This is a genomic window from Streptomyces sp. NBC_00376, from assembly GCF_036077095.1.
Classification (GTDB): domain Bacteria; phylum Actinomycetota; class Actinomycetes; order Streptomycetales; family Streptomycetaceae; genus Streptomyces.
In genome coordinates, this window is the sequence record NZ_CP107961.1 from 167,564 (window position 1) to 187,224 (window position 19,661).

Genomic DNA, 19,661 nt, shown 5'->3' on the forward strand with positions numbered 1-19,661 from the left:
GGACGTCAGGGTGGCGAACGAAGAGAAGCTCCGCTACTTCCTCAAGCGGGTCAGCACCGATCTCGACGTGGCGCAGGAGCGCCTGCGCGAGCGGGAGGCCCGTGACACGGAGCCGATCGCGATCGTCGGCATGAGCTGCCGGTTCCCCGGAGGTGTACGCACCCCCGCGGACCTGTGGCGGCTGGTGTTCGACGGCACCGACGCCATGGCGCCCTTCCCGACGGACCGGGGATGGGACCTCGGATCGATCATCGACACCGACTCCGACCAGACGGGGACCTCCTACGTCGCCGACGGAGGATTCCTCGACGGAGTCGCCGAGTTCGATCCGGGGTTCTTCGGGATCTCGCCCCGCGAGGCCCTCGCGATGGACCCGCAGCAGCGGCTCCTCCTGGAGACCTCCTGGGAGGCCTTCGAGCACGCGGGCATCGACCCCGAGACCGTACGGGGCAGCCAGGTCGGCGTGTTCGCCGGAACGAACGGCCAGGACTACCCGCTCCTCCTCGTCGGCAACCAGGCCGGCCTGGAGGGCTACCTCGGCACCGGCAGCGCGGCGGCCGTCGTCTCGGGCCGCATCTCGTACACGATGGGCCTGGAAGGCCCTGCCGTGACCGTCGACACGGCCTGCTCGTCATCGCTGGTCGCCCTGCACCTGGCCGCCCAGGCGCTGCGCAACGGCGAATGCTCCATGGCCCTGGCCGGCGGCGTGACCCTCATGGCGACCCCGGGCATGTTCATCGACTTCAGCCGCCAGCGCGGCCTCGCCACGAACGGCCGCTGCAAGGCCTTCGCGGACGCCGCCGACGGCACCGGCTTCTCCGAGGGCGTCGGCATGCTCCTCGTGGAGCGGCTCTCCGACGCCCAGCGCAACGGCCACCAGGTCCTCGCCGTCGTACGCGGCTCCGCGGTCAACCAGGACGGCGCCTCCAACGGCCTCACCGCCCCCAACGGGCCGTCGCAGAAGCGCGTCATCCTCAAGGCCCTCGACAACGCGAAGGTCTCGGCCGACCAGGTCGACGTCGTCGAGGCGCACGGCACCGGCACGACGCTGGGCGACCCCATCGAGGCCCAGGCCCTCCTCGCCACGTACGGCCAGGACCGGCCCGAGGACCGCCCGCTGTGGCTCGGCTCGCTGAAGTCGAACATCGGCCACACGCAGGCCGCCGCCGGTGTCGCCGGGGTCATGAAGATGGTCCTGGCCCTGCAGCACGGCGTCCTGCCGCAGACCCTGCACATCGACAAGCCGTCAACCCACGTGGACTGGTCCGAGGGCGACGTACGGCTCCTGGACGAACGCCGCGACTGGCCCGAGACCGGCGCCCCGCGCCGGGCCGGCGTCTCGGCGTTCGGCGTCAGCGGCACGAACGCCCACGTGATCCTGGAGCAGGCCCCCGAGGTCCTGGAGGTTTCGGGTGCTGCGGGTCCGGTGGGGGTGGGGCTGTCGGCGGTTCCGTGGGTGTTGTCGGCGAAGTCGCCGCAGGCTCTGGCGGATCAGGCGGGTCGTCTGTTGGCCCGGGTTCGTGATGATGCCGGGCTTTCGGTGGTTGACCTGGGGTATTCGTTGGCGTTGACCCGGTCTCGTTTTGAGTATCGGGCCGGTGTGGTGGCCGGTGGGCGTGGGGAGTTCGTTGCCGCGCTGGAGGCGGTTGCTGCGGGTGGTCCGGCTCCTGGTGTGGTGCGGGGGGTGGCGGCGGACGCGGAGGTGCGTCCGGTGTTCGTGTTCCCGGGTCAGGGTGCGCAGTGGGCCGGGATGGCGGTGGGGCTGCTGGAGTCCTCGCCGGTGTTCGCCGCACGGATGACGGAGTGCGCCGCCGCGCTGGAGCCGTACGTCGACTGGTCGCTGATCGACGTCGTGCGTGGCGTCGACGGCGCGCCCGGTCTGGACCGGGTGGATGTGGTCCAGCCGGTGCTGTGGGCCGTGATGGTGTCCCTCGCCGAGGTGTGGCGGTCGTACGGTGTCGAGCCGGCGGCGGTCATCGGTCACTCGCAGGGTGAGATCGCGGCGGCCGCCGTTGCAGGCATTCTCTCGCTGGGCGATGCGGCGAAGGTCGTTGCGCTGCGCAGCCGGGCGATCATCGCGCTCGCGGGCCGTGGTGGCATGGTGTCGGTTGCGCAGCCTGCGGCCTGGGTGCGGGAGAAGATCGCGGCGTGGGACGGGCGGATCTCCATCGCCGCCGTCAACGGCCCCTCCTCCGTCGTCGTCTCCGGCGACCCCGAGGCCCTGGACGAGCTGGTCACCGACTGCCAGGCCAACGAGATCCGCGCCCGGAAGGTGGACGTGGACTACGCCTCCCACTCCGCCCACGTCGAGGAGATCGAACCCGAGCTCGCGAAGCTCCTCGGGGGCATCGCACCGCAGACCGGCGGTACGACCCTGTACTCGTCCCTCACCGGGGGACTGCTCGACGGTACGGAGATGGGTGCCGGGTACTGGTACAACAACCTGCGCGAAACCGTCGAGTTCGAGCAGGCCACCCGCGCCGCCCTGGCCGACGGACACTCCGTCTTCATCGAGGTCAGCCCCCACCCCGTCCTCTCCCTCGGCCTCCAGGGCACCATCGGAGACGCCGACACGGACGCCACCGTCCTCGGCACGCTCCGCCGCGACGAGGGCGGACTCGACCGGTTCCTGGCCTCGCTCACCGAGGCCCACGTCCACGGCACCACCGTCGACTGGACGGCCGTCTTCGCCGGCACCGGCGCCACCCGCGTCCCCCTCCCCACCTACCCCTTCCAACGCGCCCACTACTGGCCGGACTCGCCCGCCGCGACACTGGTCGAGGCCATCGACCCGGACGACGCCGCCTTCTGGGAGGCCATCGAGCACCAGGACCTGGACGCGCTCGCCGAGACCCTCGGCCGTGTCGACGAGCCCACCGCGGCCTCGCTCGAAACCGTGCTGCCCGTCCTGGCCGCATGGCGCCGCCACCGCCGTGAGCGCTCGGCCTCCGACTCCTGGCACTACCGGGTCACCTGGAAGCCCCTCCCTAGCGCACTCGAAGCCACCCTGACGGGCCGCTGGCTGCTCGCCGTACCCGCGGACCTCTCCGCCGACGAAACCCTGCTCGTCGAGACCGTCGCCGAGGGCCTGGCCCGGCACGGTGCCCGGACCGCTCGTATCACCGTCTCCGGCAGCGCTCCCGATCGCGAGGAACTCGCCGGACTGCTCGCGGGCGACTGGAACCTGTCCGGTGTGCTCTCCCTGCTCTCCCTGGCCGACGGCACACACGGTGACCACCCGGCCGTTCCCGCCGGGCTGGCCGCCGAGCTCACCCTCGTCCAGGCGCTGAACGACGCCGGAGTCGACGCCCCCCTGTGGTGCGCCACCCACGGCGCGGTGGCCGTCAACGGCGCAGACACCCTGCTCGACCCCGCCCGCGCCGCCGTCTGGGGGCTCGGCCAGGTCGTGGCCATCGAGCAGCCCGCCACCTGGGGCGGTCTGGTCGACCTGCCCGTCGTCGTGGACGAGCGTGCCGCAGACCGGCTGGTTGGGCTCCTCGCCGGAAGCGACGGCACCGAGGACGAGTTCGCCGTACGCACCGCAGGCGTGCTGGCCCGCCGCCTGACCCGCGCACCGCTCGCCGCCGAGGCGGACGAGTGGTCGCCGCGCGGCACCGTCCTGATCACCGGCGGCACCGGGGCCCTCGGCGGGCACGTCGCCCGCTGGCTGGCCCGCAACGGCGCCCAGCACCTCGTACTGACCAGCCGACGCGGCCTCGACGCCCCCGGCGCGCCCGAACTGCGCGACGAACTCACCGCGTTGGGTGCCTCGGTCACCGTCGCGACCTGCGATGTCGCCGATCGCGACGCGCTGGTCTCCGTACTCGAACAGGTTCCCGCCGAGCACCCGCTGACCGCCGTCGTCCACACGGCGGGCGTGCTCGACGACGGCGTGCTGCCCTCGATGAGCCCCGAGCGCTTCGCGCAGGTCCTCGACGCCAAGTCGACCGCCGCGGTCCATCTGCACGAGCTGACCCAGGATCTCGACCTCGACGCGTTCGTCGTGTTCTCCTCGCTGGCCGGGACGTTCGGCAACGCGGGCCAGGCCAACTACGCCTCCGCCAACGCGCTGCTCGACGCCCTGGCCCACCACCGCGTCTCCCTCGGCCTCCCGGCCACCTCCATCGCCTGGGGCGCCTGGGGCGGCGGTGGCCTCGCCACCGACCCGCTCATCGCCCAGCGCATGGAGCGCGGCGGCATGCCCGCCATGGACCCCGAGGTCGCGGTCGCCGTCATGGCCAAGTCCGTCGCGGCCGGCGGTGCGTGTGCCGCCATCGCCGACGTCGACTGGGCCGTGCTCGCGCCGGGCCGGCTGGCCACCGGCCGGGCCGCGCTCATCGGCGACATCGACGACGTACGCCGGGCCGCCGCCACGTTCACCGCCCAGACCGTCTCCGCCGCCTCCGCCGACACCGGCAGCACCGGAGTCCTCGCCGCCCGGCTGGCCGAACTCTCGCCCGCCGACGGCACCCGGATGCTGCTGGACCTGGTGCGCGGCCAGGCCGCCGCGGTGCTCGGCCACAAGTCCGACGACAACGTGCAGCCCGGCAAGGCGTTCCGGGAGCTCGGCTTCGACTCCCTGACCGCCGTCGAGCTCCGCAACCTGCTCGCCGCCACCACCGGGCTCCGCCTGCCCGCCACCCTGGTCTTCGACTACCCGACCCCCAACGATCTGGCCGCCTTCCTGCACACGGAGCTGGCCCCCACGGCGAGCACCTCGGCCGCCGGGGCCGTCGCCGCCCCGGCCCTCCCGGCCGATGCCGACGATCCCGTGGTGATCGTGGGGATGGGCTGCCGCTTCCCGGCCGGAGTCAGCTCGCCCGAGCAGCTGTGGGACCTGCTGGCCGCGGGCACCGACGCGATCTCGCCGCTCCCGGGCGACCGAGGCTGGAGCCTGGAGCAGTACTACGACGCCGACCCGAACAAGCCCGGCGCCTCGCACGTCCGCGAAGGCGGATTCATCGACGCCATCAGCGAGTTCGACCCCGCCTTCTTCGGGATCTCGCCGCGCGAGGCCCTCGCCATGGACCCGCAGCAACGGCTCCTGCTGGAGACCGCCTGGGACGCCTTCGAACGGGCCGGCATCGACCCGACCTCGCTCAAGGGCAGCCGCACCGGCGTGTTCGTCGGCACCAACGGCCAGGACTACGCCAATCTGCTGATCGGCTCCACCGAGGGCGTCCAGGGCTACGTGGCCACCGGCAGCTCCGCGAGTGTGCTCTCCGGACGCATCGCCTACACCCTCGGTTTCGAAGGCCCCGCGGTCTCCGTCGACACGGCCTGTTCCTCCTCGCTCGTCGCGCTCCACTGGGCCGTCCAGGCGCTGCGGACCGGCGAATGCGAACTCGCCGTCGCGGGCGGCGTCACCGTCATGTCCACCCCGGGCGTGTTCCTGGAGTTCAGCCAGCAGGGCGTACTCGCCGCCGACGGACGGGTGAAGGCCTTCGCGGACTCCGCCGACGGCACCGGCTGGGGCGAGGGCGTCGGCGTCCTGCTCGTCGAACGGCTCTCCACCGCCCGCCGCAACGGCCACCAGGTCCTCGCCGTCGTGGCCGGCTCCGCCGTCAACCAGGACGGCGCCTCCAACGGCCTGACCGCCCCCAACGGCCCCTCCCAGCAGCGCGTCATCCGCCAGGCCCTCGCCAACGCCGGCCTGTCCGGCAGTGAGGTCGACGCGGTCGAGGCACACGGTACGGGGACGACACTGGGCGACCCCATCGAGGCGCAGGCCCTGCTCGCCACATACGGCCGTGAGCGCACCGAGGGCGGACAGCCCCTGCTGCTCGGCTCGATCAAGTCGAACATCGGCCACACCCAGGCGGCGGCGGGTGTCGCGGGCGTCATCAAGATGGTCCTGGCCATGCGCCACGGCGTACTCCCGAAGACCCTGCACGTCGACCGGCCCTCCACCCAGGTGGACTGGGAGGCCGGCGCGGTCGAGCTGCTCACCGGCAACCGGGACTGGCCCGAGACGGGCGACCGCCCGCGCCGTTCCGCCGTCTCCTCCTTCGGTATCAGCGGCACCAACGCGCACGTGATCCTCGCGCAGGCACCGGCCGATCCGGAGCAGTCCGCCGATGCGGGCCCGACGCCCGCGACGCTGCCGCCACTGGTCCCGCTGGTGCTGTCGGCCAGGTCGGACCAGGCCCTGGCCGGCCAGGCCGAGCGGCTCCTCGCCCGCATCCGCGAGGACGGCGGCTCCTCGCTCGTCGACATCGGCCACTCGCTGGTCACGCACCGGGCCCAACTGGAGCGCCGGGCCGCCGTGGTGGCGGCCGACCGCGCCGAACTCCTGCGCGGCCTGGAGGTCCTGGCCGCCGGAGCGACGGCCGCGGGCGTGGTGAAGGGCCAGGCGACCACAGGCCGTTCGGCGTTCCTGTTCTCGGGTCAGGGGTCGCAGCGGGCCGGGATGGGCCGTGAGTTGTACGAGGCGTACCCGGTGTTCGCCGATGCGTTCGACGCGGTCTGCGCCGAACTCGACCGGCATCTCGACCAGCCGGTCAAGGACATCGTCTTCGACGGGTCGGAGCTGATCGACCAGACCGTCTACACCCAGGCTGGACTGTTCGCGATCGAGGTCTCCCTCTTCCAGCTGCTGGAGCACTGGGGCATCACGCCCGACTACCTGCTCGGCCACTCGATCGGTGAGCTGGCCGCCGCGCACGTGGCGGGCGTCTGGTCGTTGGAGGACGCGGCAGCACTCGTTGCTGCCCGGGGCCGTCTGATGCAGGCGCTGCCCACCGGCGGAGCGATGGTCGCCGTCCAGGCCACCGAGGCGGAAATCCTGCCGCTCCTCACCGACGACGTCTCGATCGCCGCGATCAACGGCCCGAAGGCCGTGGTCATTTCGGGCGGCGAGGACGCCGTACTCGCCATCGCGTCCGGTTTTGAGAAGACGAAGCGGCTGCGGGTCAGTCACGCGTTCCACTCGCCGCGCATGGAGCCCATGCTCGCCGAGTTCAGGGCGGTCGCGAGGAACCTGACCTTCCACGCACCGCAGATCCCGATCGTCTCCAACCTGACCGGCGAACTCGCCGGCGAGGAACTGCTGAGCGCCGACTACTGGGTGGACCACGTCCGCCAGGCCGTCCGCTTCCTCGACGGCATCCGCCACCTCGAAACCCAGGGCGTCACCACCTACCTGGAACTCGGCCCCGGCGGCGCGCTCGCCGCGATCGGCCAGGACTGCCTCGTCGACCCCCGCAAGAAGACGCTGATCCCCGCGCTGCGCAAGGCGCTGGACGAGCCACGCAGTGTCATCGGCGCGATCGCCGCCGCCCATGTGCACGGCGCGCCCCTGGACTGGAGCCGCTTCTACGCCGGGACCGGTGCCCGGCGCGTGGACCTGCCCACGTACGCCTTCGACCGCCGGCGATACTGGCCGCAGGCCCCCGAGCAGCCGGTGCTCCCCGCCCCGGCCGCCGCCGCACCCGCCGAGCACGCGGTCGACACGGCGCTGTGGGAAGCCATCGACTCGGGCGACCTCTCGGCCCTCCTGGCCGGAATCGGCCTGACCGGTGACGTACCGCTCAAGGACGCCCTGCCCGCCCTGTCCACCTGGCGCCAACGACGGCGCCGGCAGGACACCGTGGACAACTGGCGTTACGAGGCGACCTGGCACCCCTTCGCCGCCGCCGCGTCCACTCCCGCCTCCGGCACCGTGCTTTCCGGCCGCTGGCTGCTGGCCGTCCCCGCGTCGCTCGCCACCGCCGAGCTCGCCGAGTGGGCGGAACAGGGCCTGAAGTCGGCCGGCGCCGAGGTGGTCCGGCTGGAGCCCGGCGCCACGGACCTCTCCGCGTACACCGACGCCGTCGGCGTCCTCTCCCTGCTGGGACTCGACGGCACGACTCTCCACGACACGGCCCCCGACGACACGGCCCTCGTACAGGGCGTGGCCCCCGGCCTGGCCGGAACGCTCGCCCTCGTCCAGCGGCTCGGCGAGGCCGGTGTCCAGGCACCGCTGTGGGCCCTCACCCGGGGCGCCGTCTCCACAGGGCCGGCCGACCCGCTGCGCAGCCCCGCCCAGACTCAGGTCTGGGGCCTGGGCCGGGTGGTCGCCCTGGAGCACCCGAAGAGCTGGGGCGGCCTGATCGACCTGCCCGAGACCCTCGACACCACGGCCTGGGACCGGGCCGCCGCCCTCCTCGCGGGCTCCGACGGCGAGGACCAGGCCGCGATCCGCGCCGAAGGGACCTTCGTACGCCGCGTCGTGCGCGGCCGGACCGGGCCGGACTCCGCCTGGACCGTACGCGGCACCGTACTCATCACCGGCGGTACCGGCGGACTCGGCGCCAGGGTGGCCCGCTGGGCCGCCGCCGGTGGCGCCGACCGCGTCGTCCTCACCAGCCGGCGCGGCACGGATGCCCCCGGGGCCGCCGAACTGTGCGCGCAGATAGAGGAGTTGGGCGCCCGCGCCACGGTCGTCGCCTGCGACGCGACCGACCGGACCGCACTCACCGAACTGGCCCGCTCGCTGGAGGCCGCAGGCACACCGGTCCGCTCCGTGGTCCACACCGCGGGAGTCGGACAGGCCACCGCCCTGGCTGCCATCACTCCGGAGGAGCTGGCCGGCGTACTGGACGCCAAGGTGACCGGCGCGGCCAACCTCGATGCCGTCTTCGCGGACGCCGACCTGGACGCGTTCGTCCTCTTCTCCTCCATCTCGGCCACCTGGGGCAGCGGCTGGCAGGGCGGCTACGCCGCGGCCAACGCCTACCTGGACGGCCTCGCCGAGGAACGCCGAGCCCGTGGCCTGGCCGCCACCTCCCTCGCCTGGGGCCCCTGGGCCGGGGGTGGTCTCGCCCAGGGCGAGGCCGTGGAACAGCTGGAGCGCCGGGGCCTGACCCTGATGGATCCGGACACCGCCATCGCGGCCATGGACCGGGCACTCGCCCTGGACGAGGCATGCGTCACCGTGGCCGATGTGGCCTGGGAGAAGTTCGCCCCCTCGTTCACAGCCCTGCGCGCCAGCCGGCTGCTGAGCGAGCTGTACGACCCGCGGCCCGGAGGCCGGACCGGGGCGGACACCGACCAGGCTCCGGAAGGGTCCCAGGAAGCCTCCGCCGCCCTGCACGCACGACTGGTCTCCGCACCGGCCGACGAACAGCGGCGGATCCTTCAGGAGCTGGTGCGCGCCGAGGCCGCGCAGGTGCTCGGCTACGCGTCCGCCCACGCGATCGAACCGGACCGGGCCTTCCGCGACCTCGGCTTCGACTCCGTGATGGGCATCGAACTGCGCAACCGCCTCAACGAGGCGACCGGGCTGGACCTCGAATCGACGATCGTCTTCGACGAGCCGTCGCCCGAGACGCTCGCCGAGCGCATCCGCCACGAACTGCTGCCGGACACGGCCGCCGGGGCGGACGACGAGGACGGCGTCCCGGTTGCCGGGCAGCAGGCCGGTGACGACCGCGTCGACGGTGACCGCACCGACCGCAGTGACGAGATCAAGGCCATGGACGTCCAGGAGCTGATCCGCATGGCATTGGAGACGAAGAGCGCATGAGGGCTCGAACGTACAGGGGGAACAGCTGATGGATTCCGGTGCCGACCAGATCGTCGAGGCGCTCCGCTCCGCCCTCGTGGACAACGAGCGGCTGAAACTGCAGAACCAGCGGTTGACCGACGCGTCGACCGAGCCCATCGCCATCGTCGGGATGAGCTGCCGGCTGCCCGGCGGCGCCGACTCCCCGGAGGCGCTGTGGCAACTCGTGCTCGACGGCCGGGACGCCGTCTCGGCCGTCCCCACCGACCGGGGCTGGGACCCGGCGTGGCTGCGCGGCCCCGACGAACCGGCCGACGCACCGGTTTCGTTGGAGGGCGGCTTCGTCCACGACGCCCCGTGCTTCGACCCGGCCCCGTTCGGGATCAGCCCGCGCGAGGCCCTCGCCATGGACCCGCAGCAGCGCCTGCTGCTGGAGGCCACCTGGGAGGCCTTCGAACGCGGCGGCTTCGACCCGACCGCGCTGAAGGGGACACCCACCGGCGTCTTCGTCGGCTGCTCGGCCTCCGGGTACAGCGCGACCATGTACGGAGACGCGCAGGGCAGCGAGTCGTACCTGCTCACCGGTACCGCCGGTGGTGTGCTCTCCGGCCGTATCTCCTACGCCTTCGGCCTGGAGGGCCCCGCCGTCACCGTGGACACGGCGTGCTCGTCGTCGTCCGTGGCGCTCCACCTGGCCGTCCAGTCGCTGCGCAAGGGCGAATGCACGCTTGCCGTCGCGGGCGGCGCCGCCGTCATCGCCACCCCCGGTGTCTTCTCCGAGTTCAGCAAGCAGGGCGGGCTGGCCGCCGACGGCCGCTGCAAGGCCTTCGCCGACTCCGCCGACGGCACCGGCTGGGCCGAGGGCACCGGCATGGTGCTCCTGGAGCGGCTCTCGGAAGCCCGCCGCAACGGACACGAGGTACTGGCCGTCATCCGTGGCTCCGCCGTCAACCAGGACGGCGCGAGCAACGGCCTCACGGCCCCCAGCGGCCCGGCCCAGCGCCGGGTCATCCGGCAGGCCCTCGCCGACGCCCGCCTGACCACGGCCGACGTGGACGTCGTCGAGGCACACGGCACCGGCACCACCCTGGGCGACCCGATCGAGGCCCAGGCCCTGCTCGCCACGTACGGCCAGAACCGCCCCGAGGACCGCCCGCTGTGGCTCGGCTCCCTGAAGTCGAACATGGGCCACCCGCAGGCCACCGCCGGTGTCGCGGGCGTCATCAAGATGGTCATGGCCATCCGCAACGGCATCCTGCCGCGCACCCTGCACGCCGAGGAGCCGTCGACCCACGTCAAGTGGTCGGCGGGCGCGGTCCGGCTGCTCGACGAGCAGCAGCCCTGGCCCGAGACCGGCCGGGCACGCCGGGCGGGTGTCTCCTCGTTCGGCATGAGCGGTACGAACGTCCACATCATCGTGGAGGAGGCGCCGGAGGAGGAGCAGCCCGCGCCGCCGGAGCGGGAGCCGGGGAAGGCAGCCTCCGTGGCCGGGCCCAGCGTCGTCCCCTGGGTGCTGTCGGCCAAGACGGAGAAGGCCCTGCGCGCCCAGGCCGGGCGCCTGCTCGACCGCGTACGCGAGGACACGAACACGTCCCTCACGGACATCGGCTACTCCCTCGCCCTGACCCGGACGGCGTTCAACCACCGGGCGGCCGTGGTGGCCGGTGAACGCGCGGACTTCCTCACCGCCCTGGAGTCCCTCGCCGAGGGCGCACCTGCGGCCACGGCCATGTCCGGCGTGGCCGGCCGGGGCTCCCGCCCCGTGTTCGTGTTCCCGGGCCAGGGCGCCCAATGGACCGGCATGGCAGTGGAACTGCTCGACTCCTCCCCGGTGTTCGCGGCACGGATGGCGGAATGCGCGGCGGCGCTGGAGCCGTACACCGACTGGTCGCTGACCGATGTCGTACGCGGCGCGGACGGCGCACCGGGCCTCGACCGGGTGGATGTGGTGCAGCCGGTGCTGTGGGCCGTGATGGTGTCCCTCGCCGAGGTGTGGCGGTCGTACGGTGTCGAGCCGGCGGCCGTGATCGGCCACTCCCAGGGCGAGATCGCGGCGGCAGCCGTCGCCGGCATCCTGTCCCTGAGCGACGCGGCCAAGGTCGTCGCCCTGCGCAGCCGGGCCATCACCGCCCTCGCCGGCCGCGGCGGCATGGTGTCCGTCGCCCAGTCCGCAACCTGGGTGCGCGAGAAGATCAAGACCTGGGACGGCCGGATCTCCATCGCCGCCGTCAACGGCCCTTCCTCCGCGGTCGTTTCGGGCGACCCGGAGGCCCTGGACGAGCTGCTGGCCGAGTGCCGGAACGACAAGATCCGCGCCCGCAAGGTGGACGTGGACTACGCCTCCCACTCCGCCCACGTCGAAGAGATCGAACCCGAGCTCGCGAAGCTGCTGGCGGGCATCACCCCGCATACCGGCGGTACGCCCCTCTACTCCTCCCTCACCGGCAGGCTGCTCGACGGTACGGAGATGGGTTCGGGCTACTGGTACAACAACCTTCGTGAAACGGTCGAGTTCGAACAGGCCACCCGCGCAGCCCTGGCCGACGGCCACAGCATTTTCATCGAGGTCAGCCCGCATCCCGTCCTCGCGATCGGCCTCCAGGGCACCGTCGAGAACGTCGGCGCCGATGCCGCGGTCCTCGGCACCCTGCGCCGCCAGGAAGGCGGCCAGGACCGGTTCCTGACTTCCCTGGCCGAGGCCCACTGCCACGGCACCACTGTCGACTGGCAGACCGTCTTCGCCGACACCGGTGCCACCCGCACCCACCTCCCCACGTACGCCTTCCAGCGCACCCACTACTGGCCGGCCCCGCCCGCACCCGGCACCTTCTTCCCGGCCCCCGCGCCCTCGGGCGAGTCGGCCGGGACGATCGACGAGGAAGAGGTGGCCCAGGCGAGCGAGGAGTTCGCCGCGCGCCTGCGGGACACGCCCGCCGCCGAGCGGCACTGGCTGCTCGTCGGCCTCGTGACGCAGCACGCCGCCGCCGTCCTGGGCCACGACTCGGCCGAGGCCATCGAGAAGGACACCAACTTCCTTGAGCAGGGCTTCGACTCCCTGACCGCGCTCAGGATGCGCAACAACCTTCAGCAGGTCCTCGGCGTCACCCTGTCGCCGACCCTGCTGTTCGACCACTCCACACCGGTCCGGCTCGCCCGCCACCTCGCCGAACGTCTGCTCGGCGCCGAGGCCGGAGCCGAGGACGACGAGACCGCGGACGAGACCCCGCAGCCCGGCGCCAACGGCCTGCTCGGGCAGCTCTTCCGGCACAGCCGTGACATCGGCAAGCCCGTGGAGTACACGGAACTGCTGATCAACCTGGCCTCCTTCCGCCCGACGTACGAGGACCACACGAGCCTGGAGACACCGCACCGCGCGGTCCCGCTGGGCCGGACCGGCGGGGAGGAGGCACGCCCCGCGCTGATCAGCTGCTGCACCATGTCGATGCTGTCCGGCGCCCACGAGTACGCACGCCTGGCGGCGGGCTTCCGCGGGGTGCGGGACGTCTACGCCCTCCCGCACCCCGGGTTCGGAGCCGGCCAGGACCTGCCCGCGAGCCGCGACACACTGCTGCGCACCCACGCGGACACGGTCCTGCGTACCGTCGGCGACCGCCCGTTCGTCCTCACCGGCCACTCCGGCGGCGCCATGGTCGCCAACGTCCTCTCACTGGAACTGGCCCGCCAGGGCCGCGCCCCCGACGCGGTTGTCCTCATGGACAGCTACCCCGTCGACAGCGAGGTGCTCGTCAACTGGATCCCGCAGATGCTCGACGGAATGGTCGAACGGGACAGCGCGTACACACCGATGGACGACTACCGCACCACGGCCTGGGCGGCGTACCTCCAGTTCTTCTTCGACTGGAAGGCCCAGCCGCTCGACGTACCCACCCTCCTGGTCCGCGCGGCCGACCCGCTCGGCACCATCCCGGAGGACGCCGACTGGCGCGCCCAGTGGCCGTACGAACACGATGTGGTCGACGTACCCGGTGACCACTTCACGATGCTGGGCGACCACTCGGAGGACGTCGCCAAGCGCATCCAGGAGTGGCTGAACGACCAGGGTCTGTAGCCGTTCCCTGACAATCCCGCCGGTCGGAGGCGCCCGTCCCACGACGGACGCCTCCGCCGACCGGCCGACGGCCGTGAACAGGCACGCGACCTCGCACGACGGCGAGTGGGAATCCCCGCCCGGAGCCTGGGGCCCTGCCCCAGGACTTCCCGCCGTGGCGCACGTGCTACGGGTTCATGGCCCGTTGGGCCGACGCGGCCAAAGAGATCCTGCTCCGCCGCTGGGTGGTTGTGCGGCCCCTGGCCCGGATCACGCACGCCCGCCTGTGACTTGGTGCCTGCGGTTCCTGGAGTCTGGTGGGCGTCCTGGTCAGGGGCTGCCGGGTCCATCTTCGGCCGGGTCCAGACGAGGGTCTGCTTGAACGGCCGGAAGGCGTGCTCAGATCGAATCTGCGCGGGTAGGCAGTGACACCACGGGACCGTGGGACTCGATGGTCAGTGCATCTGTGCCGAACCGCATCCGGTGCCAGCCGCCCCGGTCCACGACGGGGGGCGGGGACGAGCGGCCGTAGAGGGCCAGCGCCTGGGCCACAAGCACAGGGATGACGTCACCGTGCGAGCAGGCCACCACGTGGCCACCTGGGTGGGCGTTGCCCATCGTGATCAGCACCGCAAGGGCTGCTCCGGCCATCCAGGCTCCGCCCAGCTCCCGCTGGAACGGGGAGAAGAACCCTTCGGTCCATTCCTGCGGCTGGTAGATGCCATCGGGGGTAGCCAGGCCCGGAGCGGTCGCAATGCTCAGGCCGAAGGACCGGGCCAGCGGCTCAACCGTCTGCACACACCGCTTCGCCGGGCTGGAATAGATCGCATCGATGCTGTCCCGCATGACCGCTGCCAGGGAGCCGGCCTGGCTCAGGCCCTGTGGGCTCAGTGGGCGCGCCGAATCTTTGCCCGTCCAACCCTCACGTGTGACCGACTGGGTGTGGGGTACCAGGTCCACAGTCAGGGTGTCCAGTGCCGTGATCATTCGCGGAATGTAGCCACTGCGGCCACCGCCGTCCATAGAAACCGCCTCGAGGCCGCCCGAAGCACCGATGACCGGCGGTGACCACAGGGGCGGTGCCGCCACCGAAAGAGGGCCGTCACTGCCCGCAGCCAGCGCGCAGGTCAAAGAACAAGTTCGGCTCGTCGTTTAACCTCGTCTCCGTTGGGGGTGGGGATGGAGCAGGCGGTTTTCGAATCCGTCAGGTACTCCGCCGAGTGCCGGGACTGCGGTGCTGAGCTGGAGTGCTGGGGAGTTCAGGCCCTGGTGGACGGCCGGTTGCGATGGGACGTCGAATCAACCTGTTCCGCCTGTGGATCTGTGGTTGCCGCGTGCGGTGCCGACGTGCCGGCCGAACGGCGGGATCAGATGCTCTCCGAGCATGGACCCGCGAGGCTGCAGGTGAGCAGTCCACCGACGAAGAGCGTCGTCATCATGCGTGTGCTACGGGCTGAGCTCGGCATTGATCTGAAGTGCGCCAAGGCTGTGCTGAACCGTGTGCTGGACGGTGATTACTCAGGAACGCTTCCCGAGATGGAGCACCTGGCCCGCGCGCTTCGGGAGTCCGGCATCGCTGCTGCCGTCACTCGCACTCAAGGTGTCTGATCTGGTAGCTCCGCGACGGTTCGCCTGGGCTTGGTGCCCTTCTTGTGGTGAGCGGGCCGGCTGTATGCCTCGTCTGTGGCGAGGACGCGGCCCACATGATGCCGGGTGGCAGGGCGGTGCTGAACGGGCCGCCAGACCGTCCGGCGTCCCGAACCACGGCACGTTCCGTGCTGACCGCTGGAGAGTGATTCTGGCCTTGTCGCAACGAACTGCAGCCCCGCAGGCACTGCGGGGCTGCAGACGGCGCTGAGCCGTTGCGGGTCGTGCTCCTCCATGCCGGGGGCGTACGTCAGCGCAGGCTCTCCGCGACCTCCGTGACGTGTCGGAGGGTCGGGCGTGCGATGAAGCGTGCCAGGTGGGACATGAACTCCTTCTCCCGGGCCGGGGGCACCAGTTGCGAGGCCACCCGGGCCAGCATCGTCAGCAGGGTCACCGAGTCGCCGCCCAGGGCGTGGAAGTCCGGTTCCTGGCCCAGTCGGGTCGCGGGCAGGCCCAGGGTGTCGGACCAGATCTCCGCCACCGCAGCCTCGATGCCCGAGCGTTCCCCGGCCGGGTCCGGTGCCTCCGACGGCTCCCCGGATGTCTCGAACGGGGTCGGCAGGGCGGAGACGTCGACCTTGCCGTTCGGGGTCAGCGGCAGCTCCGGGATCACCAGGGTCGTGCCGGGGACCATGTAGCGCGGCAGCCGCTCGGCGACGTACGCGGCGAGTGCGTCGGTCGGCACCTCCGCGTCGTCGAGCACGACCCACGCGTACAGCGCCTTGTCGGTCGTCCCCGGGCGCGGCAGGCCCGCGACGAAGGCGCTGGCCACCGCCGGGTGCTCCTCCAGGGTGTGGGCGATCTCGGCCGGCTCCACCCGGTGGCCGTGCACCTTGACCTGCTCGTCGGTGCGGCCCGCCGACTCCAGTTCGCCGGACGGCAGCAGCCGGGCCAGGTCACCGCTGCGGTAGACCCGGGTGCCGTCGGCGAGGCGCAGGAAGCGCTCCGCGTTCAGGTCGGGGCGGCCCCGGTAGCCGCGGGCGAGCTGGTCCCCGGCCAGGAACATCTCGCCGACCTCGCCCGGCTCGACGAAGCAGCCGCGCGCGTCCAGCAGATGGATGTGGGTGCCGGGGGTCGGCAGGCCGATCGGGACCGACGCCAGCTCGGCATCGCGCGCCGGGTCGAACTCCCGGGACATGCAGCCGATCGTCGTCTCCGTCGGACCGTACTCGTTGAAGATGCGGCACTGCGGGCCGAAGATCTCCTGCGCCCGCGCGGCGACCGAGCCGCGCAGCAGCTCGCCCCCCGCGACGACCGTACGGAAGCCCGTGGGCCGCAGCCCCAGCCGGCTGATCAGGTCCAGGTGGGTCGGGGTGAGCTTGAGCGCGTTGGCTCCCGAGGAGGTCAGCATCTCCCGCAGCACCACATGGTCGAGGTCGTCCGGGACCAGGGTGATGGAACCGCCGACCAGCAGCGGCAGGAACAGCGCCGTGTTGGACAGGTCGAACGCCAGCGAGGTGAACAGCGGGTAGCAGGTGGTGTCGTTCACGCCGTAGGTACGGATCGCCCAGTCGGCGAACACCGTCAGCTGGGCGTGCTCGATCTCCACACCCTTGGGGCGGCCCGTCGAGCCGGACGTGTAGATGATGTACGCGAGATCGCCGGGCCGTACGTTGTCGTCGCCGCCTGCGGCCGGGCGGCCTCCGCGGTCGGCGAGGTCCTCCAGGACCGCTGCCTCGCACCCCACCGGCACCAGCTCACGCTTGGCGAGCGCCCGGTCGACCAGGCACACGCTCGCGCGGGCGTCCCGAAGCAGCCCGGACAGGCGCTGGTCGGGGTGGGCCGGGTCCAGCGGCAGATACGCCGCACCGGCCTTGAGCACACCCCAGATGCCCGCCATCGCCGCGACGGTCCGACCCGCCGCCAGACCCACGACCGAACCGCGGCCCAGCCCCCGGTCCCGCAGCTCCGCCGCGATCGCGTCCGCCTTGCGCCTCAGCTCCGCGTAACTGACCGGCCCCTCCGGCCCGTTCAGCGCGATCGCGTCCGGCGTACGGGCCGCCTGCGCCTCGAACTGCTCCACCACCGTCCCGGTCCGGGCCGGCGGCAGGGCCGGGGCGTTGCCCGCCCACTCCCTGCGGTGGGCGGGCGACAGCTCTTCCTCGATCGCGTCGAGAAGCGCCTCCGCCCGCTGGGCGGTCCCGGGGCCGTCGTGCCAGCCGATGGTGATCTCCGTACGGCCGTCGAACTCCAGCAGGTCCACCTCCGGAGGACCGACCGGACCGGAGTTCGGCAGCGCGAAGACGTCGGTGGCCCGGAAGGCCGGGGTGCTCAGCGCGTCCGGGGTGATCCTCCCCATGTTGGAGAGCGTCGCGAGAGCGGAGTACTTGTTCTGCGCGGCCGAGTACGCGTCGAGCTCGGAGATCTGACGGCGCAGGATGTCCAGCGGCACGGACGTCATGACGGTGTCGGCGCGGGCCGCCAGGTCGTGCCCCTCGGCCAGCAGCGTCAGCATTCGCTCATGAGCGTCCTCCCACCCCGCGTCGGCATCCACCTCGAACAGCGGATTGTGGGTGAGGTTGCCCGTCGAGCGCAGCTCGGGCGCGTAGCGGCGCAGGTCCACCGGAACCATGAAACGCCCGGTCCGCACACCGCGGGCCCGGGCGATGGCGAGCGCCACCTTGGCGACCGCACCGGGGTGCGATCCGTCGATGGTGCGGCGGCGCCAGAAGAAGCCCCGGTTCTCGCCGCCGGCGGCCCGGGGGCCCAGCGCGGACGGCCAGTCCAGATCCGCCTGGATACCGGGGGAGGACTTCACGCCCGCCGCGTCGAGCCGGTCGAGCAGCTGCGCCTCGCTCACCGCGTCCGGCGCCCCGAGCAGCGGTTCACCGCGCAGCGCCCGGAACACCTCCTCGGCCCAGAACATCAGGCCCTTGCCGTCGAGCGCGCCGTGGAAGGCACGGAAGACGATGTGCGTACCACCGGAGTGCCCCGACAGCAGTACTTCGCAGGTGGGTCCGCCGTCGCCCATCAGCGGGCGGTGCAGGTCCGGTGCGTCGGCGGCAGGGTCCAGGCTGCCTTCGGGCAGCTCCCGAACGGCCGGTGCCTCACCGCTGTCCGTCCAGGTCATGCCCGTGCGGGTGAGCCGGGTACCGGGGCAGGAGCGCGCCGCCCGCTCGACGGCGGCGGCCAGCTCGGGCCGGCCGACGAGCCCGGTGCCCTGCACGAACAGATGCATGACACCGGGCACCGAGTCCGGATAGACCAGGAACCAGGCCTCCATGGGGGAGACCGGCCGACTGTAGATGGTGGGGTCCGCCCCGATGGGCATGGTCTGCTACCTCTCCTTGGTGTTCAGCGGTCCGGAGTGTTCAGCGGGCCGGGTGCCGAGCTCTGCAGCACCTGGCCGCCGCCCGGCCGCGACGCGCGCGACCTCCGGTGGTCGATGTGTACGAAAATCCGCTGGAGCCAGCGGTCAGCGCCGTCATAGCGCGGCTGGAACGCGTTCCGGCCGTGCAACGCCATCCGGTTGTCGACCAGCGCGAGGTCGCCCGGAGCCAGCAGGAGCTCCTGGTAGCTGTGGTCGACCGCCTTCTCCAGCAGGAGCAGAGCGTCGGCCGCGGTGTCGTCCAGCGCCGTCGTGCTGCTGAAATCGACCGTCAGATCCGGGTCGTCGACGCTGCCGGTCAGGACACCGCGCGGCTCCTCGCTGCCCGGCGGCATGGCGAACGACGCCGGTGCGGCGATCGTGAAACGCGGCTCGTGCAGGATCGCCCGGACCGGCTCCGGGAGCAGCGGCACGATGCGGCGGACCGACGCTATGCGCAGCTTCGCCACGTTCGCGTGGTCGTTGCGCACACACATCAGGCCGACGAAGTCCGGACGCAGCGGGTGGAAGGCGTTCTCCGTGTGCATGTTCAGCTTGGCGGAGCCCGCGTTGCCCTGGAAGCTCTCCATCCCGGGCACCGGCACCACGTCCTGCACCAGTGCGCCGGACTTCTCCTTGTCGAAGGCGACCACCTCGCCCAGAGCCATGCCGATGAGGGCGAGAGCCGCGGCCGGCACCGTGACGGTGCGCTGCACCGAGCCGGCTACGGACGGCGTGGCCGGTGTCTCGCCGTGCGCATGCTGCGGCAGGTTGCGCAACAGCAGCATCGCGTCGGTCCCCGGATCCCAGGTGAACTCCCGCAGCCGGGCCCGCAGCCTGGACGGCAGCTCGCTCGACAGCGAGCGCGCGGCGGCGATCCAGCGGGGGTCGTCGATCAGACGGGGAGCCGTACCGGACAGTTCTTCGGCCAGGGCGGTGAGTTCGGCTTTCTCCGCATCGTCCAGGTGCAAGACCGGATCGACGATGCTTGCCACCTCCGTATGGGAAGACATAAGTCTCCATTCGTTGTCGAGATGTCGTGAGCGAATGCCAAGTGCTTTTCGAGCAGGCTACGAGCGCCCAGAAACGTGGGCAACCCTTATCGGTAGGGGTGTCACCCCTACCGTTGAAGGACACTTGCTGCAAGGACACTTGGTGCCACTCCGGAAAGCGGA

At 72.0% G+C, this 19,661-nt stretch carries 5 protein-coding genes and 1 pseudogene; 3 read left to right on the forward strand and 3 right to left on the reverse strand.

Annotation, left to right across the window (positions count from 1 at the left end):
* Positions 1-10: 10 nt before the first annotated feature.
* Both OG842_RS40650 and OG842_RS40655 read left to right on the forward strand, forming a co-directional pair.
* Positions 11-9,505, forward strand: coding sequence for a type I polyketide synthase (locus OG842_RS40650; protein WP_266737979.1), 9,495 nt, complete (start codon positions 11-13; stop codon positions 9,503-9,505).
* A gap of 28 nt (positions 9,506-9,533) precedes the next feature.
* Positions 9,534-13,520, forward strand: a pseudogene (locus tag OG842_RS40655) (type I polyketide synthase); the annotation flags it as partial.
* Positions 13,521-13,931: 411 nt separating this feature from the next.
* Here the strand turns inward: OG842_RS40655 and OG842_RS40660 are convergent.
* The gene (locus OG842_RS40660) at positions 13,932-14,519 is read right to left on the reverse strand and encodes a histidine phosphatase family protein (RefSeq protein ID WP_266737975.1); all 588 of its coding nucleotides are present in this window, start codon (positions 14,517-14,519) and stop codon (positions 13,932-13,934) included.
* Positions 14,520-14,711: 192 nt separating this feature from the next.
* Here OG842_RS40660 and OG842_RS40665 point away from each other — a divergent pair, with 192 nt between their 5' ends.
* Entirely contained in the window at positions 14,712-15,140 is a 429-nt protein-coding gene (locus OG842_RS40665) for a hypothetical protein (protein WP_266737974.1), read from the forward strand.
* Positions 15,141-15,429: 289 nt separating this feature from the next.
* Here OG842_RS40665 and OG842_RS40670 read toward each other — a convergent pair whose 3' ends face one another.
* Together OG842_RS40670 and OG842_RS40675 are read right to left on the reverse strand one after the other, a co-directional pair.
* Positions 15,430-18,450 (reverse strand): non-ribosomal peptide synthetase, encoded by a 3,021-nt coding sequence (locus OG842_RS40670; RefSeq protein ID WP_266737973.1) that lies wholly within the window; start codon positions 18,448-18,450, stop codon positions 15,430-15,432.
* 23 nt (positions 18,451-18,473) lie between these two features.
* On the reverse strand, positions 18,474-19,481 hold the full coding sequence (locus OG842_RS40675) for a TauD/TfdA family dioxygenase (protein ID WP_266737972.1): 1,008 nt from the start codon (positions 19,479-19,481) through the stop codon (positions 18,474-18,476).
* Between the last annotated feature and the right edge of the window lie 180 nt (positions 19,482-19,661).

What these genes read in the sequence shown, in the direction of transcription:
- OG842_RS40660 (WP_266737975.1), bottom strand. Translation starts at nt 14,519, where the DNA reads ATGATCACGGCACTGGACACCCTGACTGTGGACCTGGTACCCCACACC.
- OG842_RS40665 (WP_266737974.1), top strand. Translation starts at nt 14,712, where the DNA reads ATGGAGCAGGCGGTTTTCGAATCCGTCAGGTACTCCGCCGAGTGCCGG.
- OG842_RS40670 (WP_266737973.1), bottom strand. Translation starts at nt 18,450, where the DNA reads ATGCCCATCGGGGCGGACCCCACCATCTACAGTCGGCCGGTCTCCCCC.